Consider the following 6646-nt stretch of genomic DNA (forward strand, 5'->3'; position numbering starts at 1 on the left):
GGTCAACTCCTCAGCAGCAGAGCCGAAGTGGGCACGCCCTCGCCCGCCGTGACCAGGCATGTCGCGGCGCCGGGCACCTGCGCGGTCGAGGTGCCGCGCAGCTGGCGGACGCCTTCGGTGATGAGGTTGAAGCCGTGGACGTAGGCCTCGCTGAGCCCGCCGCCGCCGGTGTTCACCGGGAGCCTGCCACCGAGTTCGAGGGCGCCGTCCTCGGTGAAGGCGGCCCCCTCGCCGCGGCCGCAGAAGCCGTAGCCTTCGAGGGAGAGTGGGATGAGCGGGGTGAAGGCGTCGTAGATCTGGGCGACGTCGACGTCGTCCGGGCCGAAGTCTGCCGTCTTCCACAGCTGCCGGGCGGCGGTCCAGGAGGGGCCGGTGAGCGGGTCGTCGTTCCAGTAGTTGACCATGCCGTGGTGCTGGGTCGGCAGCCCCTGGGCGGCGGCGTGCACGTAGACGGGGGAGCGGCGGCAGTCACGGGCGCGGTCGGCGGAGACGACGACGCAGGCGAGGGCACCGTCCGTTTCCAGGCAGTTGTCGAAGAGGCAGAGCGGCTCGCTGATCCAGCGGGAGGCCATATAGGTCTCGCGGGTCAGCGGGCGCCCGTGCATGATCGCGGCGGGATTCCGGCGGGCGTGGTTGCGGCAGGCCAGGGCGACGTTGAAGAAGTGGTCGCGGGTGGCGCCGTACTCGTGCATGTAGCGCCGGGCGAGCATGGCGATCTCGTCAACCGGGCGCAGGAGGCCGTACGGGCGGGTCCACTGCGCCGGGGTGGGCAGCTGCCTGCGGGTGTCGGTCCAGGGGCGGGGGCCGGAGCCGCGCTTGCGGGAGCGCCAGGCCACGCCGACGGAGGCCTGCCCGGTGGCGATCGCGGTGGCGAGGTGGGCGACGGTCGCGCAGGAGGCGCCGCCGCCGAAGCCGGTCCTGGCGAAGAAGGTCACGTCGCCCGCGCCGACGGCCTTGGCGATCTCGACCTCGTCGGTCTCCTCCATGGTGTAGGAGGCGAAGGCGTCGACCTGGGAAGGGGGGATGCCCGCGTCATCGAGCGCGGCGAGGATCGCGCGGCAGGCCAGGGTCTTTTCTGAAGCATCGAGCCGGCGGGCGAAGGGGGTCTGTCCTATGCCGACGATCGCGGTGGCGTCCTTGAGCGCCGTGGCCGCCGTGGCCGCCGGGGATGCCGTCGGCGCCTTGGCGGTCGTGTGCGCCGTCGGTGCTGCCGGTGTCGTACGTCTCGCGGCCATCGTCCCCTCCGTCGCGTCGGTGCTCCGGTTGCTCCCCCTGCTACCGCTGCTGCCCCTGCTGACAGCGCGGAAGGCTATCGCTAATCTGACGAACAGTCAGCAGTGGGCGGGCCGGGGCGGCGGGAAGGGCACGCGATGCGCGGAGACCTGGAGTTCATGTCCATACCCCGGCTGGTCCGTACGGCCGCGGCGCGCTACGGCGACCGCGAGGCAGTGGTCGAGGGCCGGACCAGGGTCGGCTACGAGCAGCTCGCCGCCCGGATCGAGCGGGCCGCCGCCGGTTGCCTCGCGGCGGGTGTCGAGGCCGGGGACCGCGTGGCCGTCTGGGCGCCGAATACGCTCGACTGGATCGTCTCCGCGCTGGGGGCCGTCACGGCCGGCGCGGTCCTCGTCCCGGTCAACACCCGGCTCAGGGGAGCCGAGGCGGTGCAGGTGCTCGCGCGCACCCGGGCGAAGCTGCTCTTCGTCACCGGCACGTTCCTCGGCACCTCCTACGTCGCCGCCCTGCGCCGCGCGGCGGGCGCTACGCATGGTGCCGGTGCCGGCGTCGGCGTTGGCCTTCGCGATGCCGGCGCAGGTGCAGGCGGCGTCGGCGGAAGGCGTGGCAAGGGTCGTGACCGGCGCCCGGACGTCCCCCTGCCCGGGCTGCCGCACCTGCAGGAGGTCGTGGTGCTGGCCGAGGACGCGCCGTCCGGCTTCCGGACGTGGAAGGAGTTCCTCGCGGCGGGCGACGCGGTGCCGGCCTGGGCCGTACGGGCGCGGGCGAACGCCGTCGGCCCCGACGCGCCGTCTGACGTCATCTTCACCTCCGGCACCACGGGCGAGCCCAAGGGCGTGGTGGTCACCCATGCCCAGAGCCTGCGCACCTTCGCGGCCTGGAGCGATCTGGCCGGGTTGCGGAGAGGGGACCGCTATCTGATCGTCAACCCCTTCTCGCACACCTTCGGCTACAAGGCAGGCGTCCTCGCCTGCCTGATGCGCGGCGCGGTGATGGTGCCGCAGGCCGTCTTCGCGGTGGACGCGGTGCTGGCCCACGTCACCGCGGAGCGCATCACGGTGCTGCCCGGTCCGCCCACCCTCCTCCAGGCGCTGCTGGACCACCCGGCCTGTGCCGCCGGTGTGCTGTCCTCGCTGAGGCTGGTGGTCACGGGGGCGGCGGACGTCGATCCGCGGCTGGTCGGGCGGCTGCGGGACGAGGCCGGCGTCCCCACGGTGCTGACGGCCTACGGGATGAGCGAGGCCACCGGCGTCGTCACCATGTGCCGCCGCGACGACCGCGCCGAGGTCGTCGCGGGCACGTCCGGGCGGGCCCTGCCGGACACCGAGGTCAAGGTCGTGGGGGCGGGAGGTAAGGCGCTGCCGCCGGGGCGGCCGGGCGAGGTCCTCGTGCGCGGGTACCAGGTGATGAAGGGCTACTTCGAGGACCCGCGCGCCACGGCGGAGACGGTCGACGTGGACGGCTGGCTGCACACCGGCGACATCGGTGTGCTGGACGGCGAGGGCAATCTGCGGATCACCGACCGGATCAAGGACATGTTCGTGGCCGGAGGCTTCAACGTCTATCCGGCGGAGGTGGAGCGGACGCTGGCCGGGCACCCGGGCATCGCCGAGGTCGCGGTCGTCGGCGTGCCGGACAAGCGGCTCGGCGAGGCCGGCAAGGCCTTTGTGGTGCTCAGGGGCGGCGGGCCGGCCGTGTCGGCCGAGGAGCTGATCGCCTGGGCGCGGCACGAGATGGCCGCGTACAAGGTGCCGCGGGAGGTGGAGTTCGTTCCCGTCCTGCCGCGCAACGCCTCCGGCAAGGTGGTCAAGCGCGGATTGCGGCAAGCAGGCGGAATGGCGGCCGAATAACGGGGGAACGGCGGCGCGGTCACCGGTGCCGAGTGGACCTGAAGACCAAGCTGAGTGGACCGGAAGACGCAAGGACGCGATCCGGAAAACCCAGCGGGGCTCTCCCGGAGTCCCGGAATCCGCACGACCGTGAACGAGGTGGACGCGATGCCGCTTTCCGTCGAAGAGCGTGAGAAATTCCTGGTCGGCCCGCATGTTGCGGCGCTTGCCGTCGATTCCGGCGAGGAAGGGCGCGGCCCGGTGAACGTGCCCATTTGGTACGTCTACCGTCCGGGCGGTGAGGTCGTACTCGTCACCGGCCGCGCCTCCCGCAAAACACAGCTCATTGCCGATGCCGGGCGATTCACGCTCTTGGTGGACCAGACGTCTCCGACGTACCGGTATGTCTCCGTCGAGGGCGAGCTCGTGTCGGTCGAAACGGCGACGAAAGAGCTGGCAAGGGAGATCGCTGCCCGTTACCTGCCGACGGAGTCGGCGGTGGAGGCGCACGTCGAGAGCATCATGGCCGCCCCGGAAGCGGTCGTGGCGATCAGGATGCGGCCGCGGCACTGGCTCTCGGCCGACCTGGGTGGCGCGAGCTGAGCTGCAGCGCCGCTGCCGCTGCAGCAGCCGTCCCTAGCGGGACGCTCCGGCGGAGCCGAGCCCGGGCGCCAGGGTGCTGTGGTCGTCGGACCCGCCCGTGGTGTGGTCGTCGGCGCCACCGGTGGTGTGGTCGTCGAAGCCGCCCGTGGTGTGGTCGTCACCCGGGGCGGCCGCGCCGCCGCCGAGCGAGTGCACGAGCTGCACGGAGGCGGACGGAACGCCCTTGGTGGTGTGGTCGTCGGCGCCCGCGGCGGCTGCGGGGCCGGCCGTGGCCAGTGCTCCGGCGGCGGTCAGGGCGGCTATGAGGAGGGCTTTCTTCGTGCGCGTGCTGGTGGCGTTCATTTCCGACCTCTCTGATTCGGGGGGTGTAATGCGGTGGTGTTGCGCATGCCAGCGAACGTAGCGGGTGAGGACGGCCGCGTCCGCGGTTCGGACGGAAGTGTGTGAACTCCGGTCCGTTTGTTTGCAGTTGGGCGCCATGGGCGCATGACCGCAGGGGCCGGCGTCGACGGCTTCCCCTCCGTGCTGCCGACGCCGGCCCCTGACAGTCCCCCGTTGGTGCTTCCGTGTTCAGTTGTCGTGCACTTTCCCCCGTTCACCTTCTTCAGTTGTTCTTCAGTTGTTGTGCGTCCCCCGTGGTGCTCCCCGTGCTGTTCCTCGTGCTGTTCCCCCGTGGTGTTGCTGTGCTTTCCCCCGTTGCGATGGCGCCTTTCTTCCCGTCCGACGCCCCCGTTCCGCTCATGCGCCGGACGACCCCCGTTGAATCCCCCGTGGAAATCCGCCGTCGGATCTCCCCGTCGTGCATTCCCCCGTGCTTTCCCCCGTCGTACGTTCCCCCGTACGGCTCCCCCGTCGTACGTCCCCCGTACGTTTCCCCCGTCGTGCGTCTTCCCCGGGTACGTTCCCTGCGGTACTTCCTCCCCGGAACGTCCCCGTGTCGTGCTCTCCCCCTGAGGCCCCCCGGCCGGAGGGTTCCTGGCCGCCGATGTCTTCGGTCAGAAACCCCCCGTCCCGGGAGCCCGATCAGATGAGCCCGGTTTTGGGCTTGTCCCCCGTGGCGTGGTCGTCCATGACGACCCGGTCCTCCGTCGGGAGGGGTTTCTTCTTGACGGCGCTCTTGTCCTTCATGACGATCGGCTCACCGATGGTGGCGTGGTCGTCCGGCGGAGGCGCGAACTGCTGCCCTGCCGCGAACGTCCCGCCGGTGGCGTGGTCGTCCTGCGGTGTGGCCACGCCTGGCGTGAGCTTCCGCTCCTCGCTCATAGCGATCAACTCCGATGGGTCGGTGCGAGTCGTGTGGCGTGAGGGGTTGGTGCTGGGATGCAGAACCCGCCCGGCGACTCCCCCGATGGCCGCCGGACGGGGACTGGGGCTGATCACCCCTGAGGTGAGGCCTCACCTACGACCCGTCTGCCCCCCGACGCGACGGATCGACATGACTCAGACTGCCGTGTCGCGATAAACGATCGATGAACGGGCACGTGACAGCGTTTTTCCGGGGCCATGTGGCCCTTGTGGGCGGCTCCCGGAGGGGGGTTCGAAGCCTCGTACGGAGCTTCGAAATCTTCGCTTCCGCTTTGTGTGCCGGTCGCACTTATCTATGCGCTACCCCGGAGCGCAGAGTTCCATCCTCGCCGGACGGACCTCTTGCGCCGCCTTCCGGGCGGAAGCCCTCGCCGCCGCGTGCCGCCGCGCGCCGTAGCCCTCCGGCGCCGCCGCATCCCCGGACCGCCGGGCCCAGCAGCCCCGCGCCGGCCGGTCGGCCGGCCTCTAAACGGTCGTAGCCACCGACAGCAGATCGCGCACGTCCGCCGCCTCCGACGACCCCAGCTGCTCGTAGATGGCCAGCGCCTCCGTCCAGCAGGCGCGCGCCCGGCCCGGCTGCCCCAGGGCGTCGAGCGAGCGCCCCAGGACGGTCAGGACGTTGCCGCGCCGCCACTCGCCGCCGATGCCGCGCAGCTTCAGCGCCTGCTCGGCGTGGTGGGCGGCGGCGGTCGGCCGTCCGGCCGCCAGGTGGACCTCCGCCAGCCGGTAGTGCGTCATGCCCTCCCAGAGCCGCTGCCGGTTGTCGACGAAGATCGGCATGGCCTCGTTCAGCTGCCGCAGCGCGTCCTCGAACCGGCGGGCGTGGGTGAGCACCAGCCCGTACGTGTACAGGCCGTTCGCCAGCCGCCAGCTGACGTTGATCTCGCGGTAGATGGCGAGCGCCTGCTCGGCGAGCTCGACCGCCGAGCGGGTGCGCCCGGTGTCGAGGTGGACGCGGGCCAGGTTGCTGAGCGCGCTGGCCTCGCAGGGCCGGTTGCCGTCGGCCCGGAAGCACTCCAGCGCCTGCCTGATGTACGCCTCGGCGTCCTCGTGGCGGTGCTGGTAGATGGCGATGATGCCGCGGTTGTTGGAGGCGTAGCCGCACGGGATGGGGTCCTCCGTGGCGCGGCCGAGGAGGACGGCGTGCAGGGCCTGCTCGTCGGCCTGGTTGAAGCGGCCGGCGAGGCTGTGGACGTGCGTGAGCACCGTCCGGGCGCGGCCCTCGGCCCGGGTGTCCCCGGCCGCCTGCGTGGCGGCCAGCAGCGCGGTCGCGGCCTGTTCGTAGAGGCGGGAGTCGGCGCCGGACTCGGCGAGGTCCTTGGCGGCCAGCAGCAGGTCGACGGCGCGGCGCAGGGTTTCGCCGGAGGCGGTCGCGTGCTGGCGGACGCAGGCCAGCAGGCACCCGGCCTCGGCGAAGAGCCAGTCGCTCGCCGCGCCCCGGTCGGTGAAGACGAGCCCGGGGTGGGTCGTGGGCGTCAGGTGGGCGAGGAGCTGGTCGCCGGGGCGCTCCAGGACGTACACCCCCGCAGCCGTCGCGAGGTAGAAGTCCAGCAGCCGCGAGAGGGCTGCCTCGCGCTCCGCGGGGGGCTGTTCGTCGCGTTCGGCGCATGCACGCGCGTAGAGGCGTACGAGGTCGTGGTAGCGGTACCGGCCGGGTGCGGCGGACTCCAGCAGGG

6 protein-coding genes are annotated in these 6646 nt (G+C 71.9%); 2 read left to right on the plus strand and 4 right to left on the minus strand.

Annotated elements, in window-relative coordinates; all coding sequences use genetic code 11:
- Nucleotides 1-2 precede the first annotated feature (2 nt).
- Nucleotides 3-1235, minus strand: coding sequence for a lipid-transfer protein (locus ACFPP6_RS22340; protein ID WP_382045132.1), 1233 nt, complete (start codon nucleotides 1233-1235; stop codon nucleotides 3-5).
- Nucleotides 1236-1370: 135 nt separating this feature from the next.
- On the opposite strand from ACFPP6_RS22340, the gene ACFPP6_RS22345 reads away from it, so the two are divergent.
- Nucleotides 1371-3083, plus strand: a complete 1713-nt coding sequence (locus ACFPP6_RS22345; RefSeq protein ID WP_382045135.1) for an AMP-binding protein — start codon at nucleotides 1371-1373, stop codon at nucleotides 3081-3083.
- A gap of 147 nt (nucleotides 3084-3230) precedes the next feature.
- Nucleotides 3231-3665 (plus strand): pyridoxamine 5'-phosphate oxidase family protein, encoded by a 435-nt coding sequence (locus tag ACFPP6_RS22350; RefSeq protein ID WP_382045170.1) that lies wholly within the window; start codon nucleotides 3231-3233, stop codon nucleotides 3663-3665.
- 33 nt (nucleotides 3666-3698) lie between these two features.
- Here ACFPP6_RS22350 and ACFPP6_RS22355 read toward each other — a convergent pair whose 3' ends face one another.
- The 3 genes from ACFPP6_RS22355 to ACFPP6_RS22365 all read right to left on the minus strand — a co-directional run.
- The gene (locus ACFPP6_RS22355) at nucleotides 3699-4007 is read right to left on the minus strand and encodes a hypothetical protein (protein WP_382045137.1); all 309 of its coding nucleotides are present in this window, start codon (nucleotides 4005-4007) and stop codon (nucleotides 3699-3701) included.
- A gap of 681 nt (nucleotides 4008-4688) precedes the next feature.
- Entirely contained in the window at nucleotides 4689-4928 is a 240-nt protein-coding gene (locus tag ACFPP6_RS22360; RefSeq protein ID WP_382045140.1) for a hypothetical protein, read from the minus strand.
- Nucleotides 4929-5435: 507 nt separating this feature from the next.
- Nucleotides 5436-6646, minus strand: a 1211-nt coding sequence (locus tag ACFPP6_RS22365) for a tetratricopeptide repeat protein (protein WP_382045142.1), incomplete at its 5' end; no start/stop codon positions are given.

This window comes from Streptomyces aureoversilis (genome assembly GCF_042657885.1).
GTDB classification, from domain to species: domain Bacteria; phylum Actinomycetota; class Actinomycetes; order Streptomycetales; family Streptomycetaceae; genus Streptomyces; species Streptomyces aureoversilis.

What these genes read in the sequence shown, in the direction of transcription:
- ACFPP6_RS22340 (WP_382045132.1), bottom strand. Translation starts at nt 1,235, where the DNA reads ATGGCCGCGAGACGTACGACACCGGCAGCACCGACGGCGCACACGACC.
- ACFPP6_RS22345 (WP_382045135.1), top strand. Translation starts at nt 1,371, where the DNA reads ATGCGCGGAGACCTGGAGTTCATGTCCATACCCCGGCTGGTCCGTACG.
- ACFPP6_RS22350 (WP_382045170.1), top strand. Translation starts at nt 3,231, where the DNA reads ATGCCGCTTTCCGTCGAAGAGCGTGAGAAATTCCTGGTCGGCCCGCAT.
- ACFPP6_RS22355 (WP_382045137.1), bottom strand. Translation starts at nt 4,007, where the DNA reads ATGAACGCCACCAGCACGCGCACGAAGAAAGCCCTCCTCATAGCCGCC.
- ACFPP6_RS22360 (WP_382045140.1), bottom strand. Translation starts at nt 4,928, where the DNA reads ATGAGCGAGGAGCGGAAGCTCACGCCAGGCGTGGCCACACCGCAGGAC.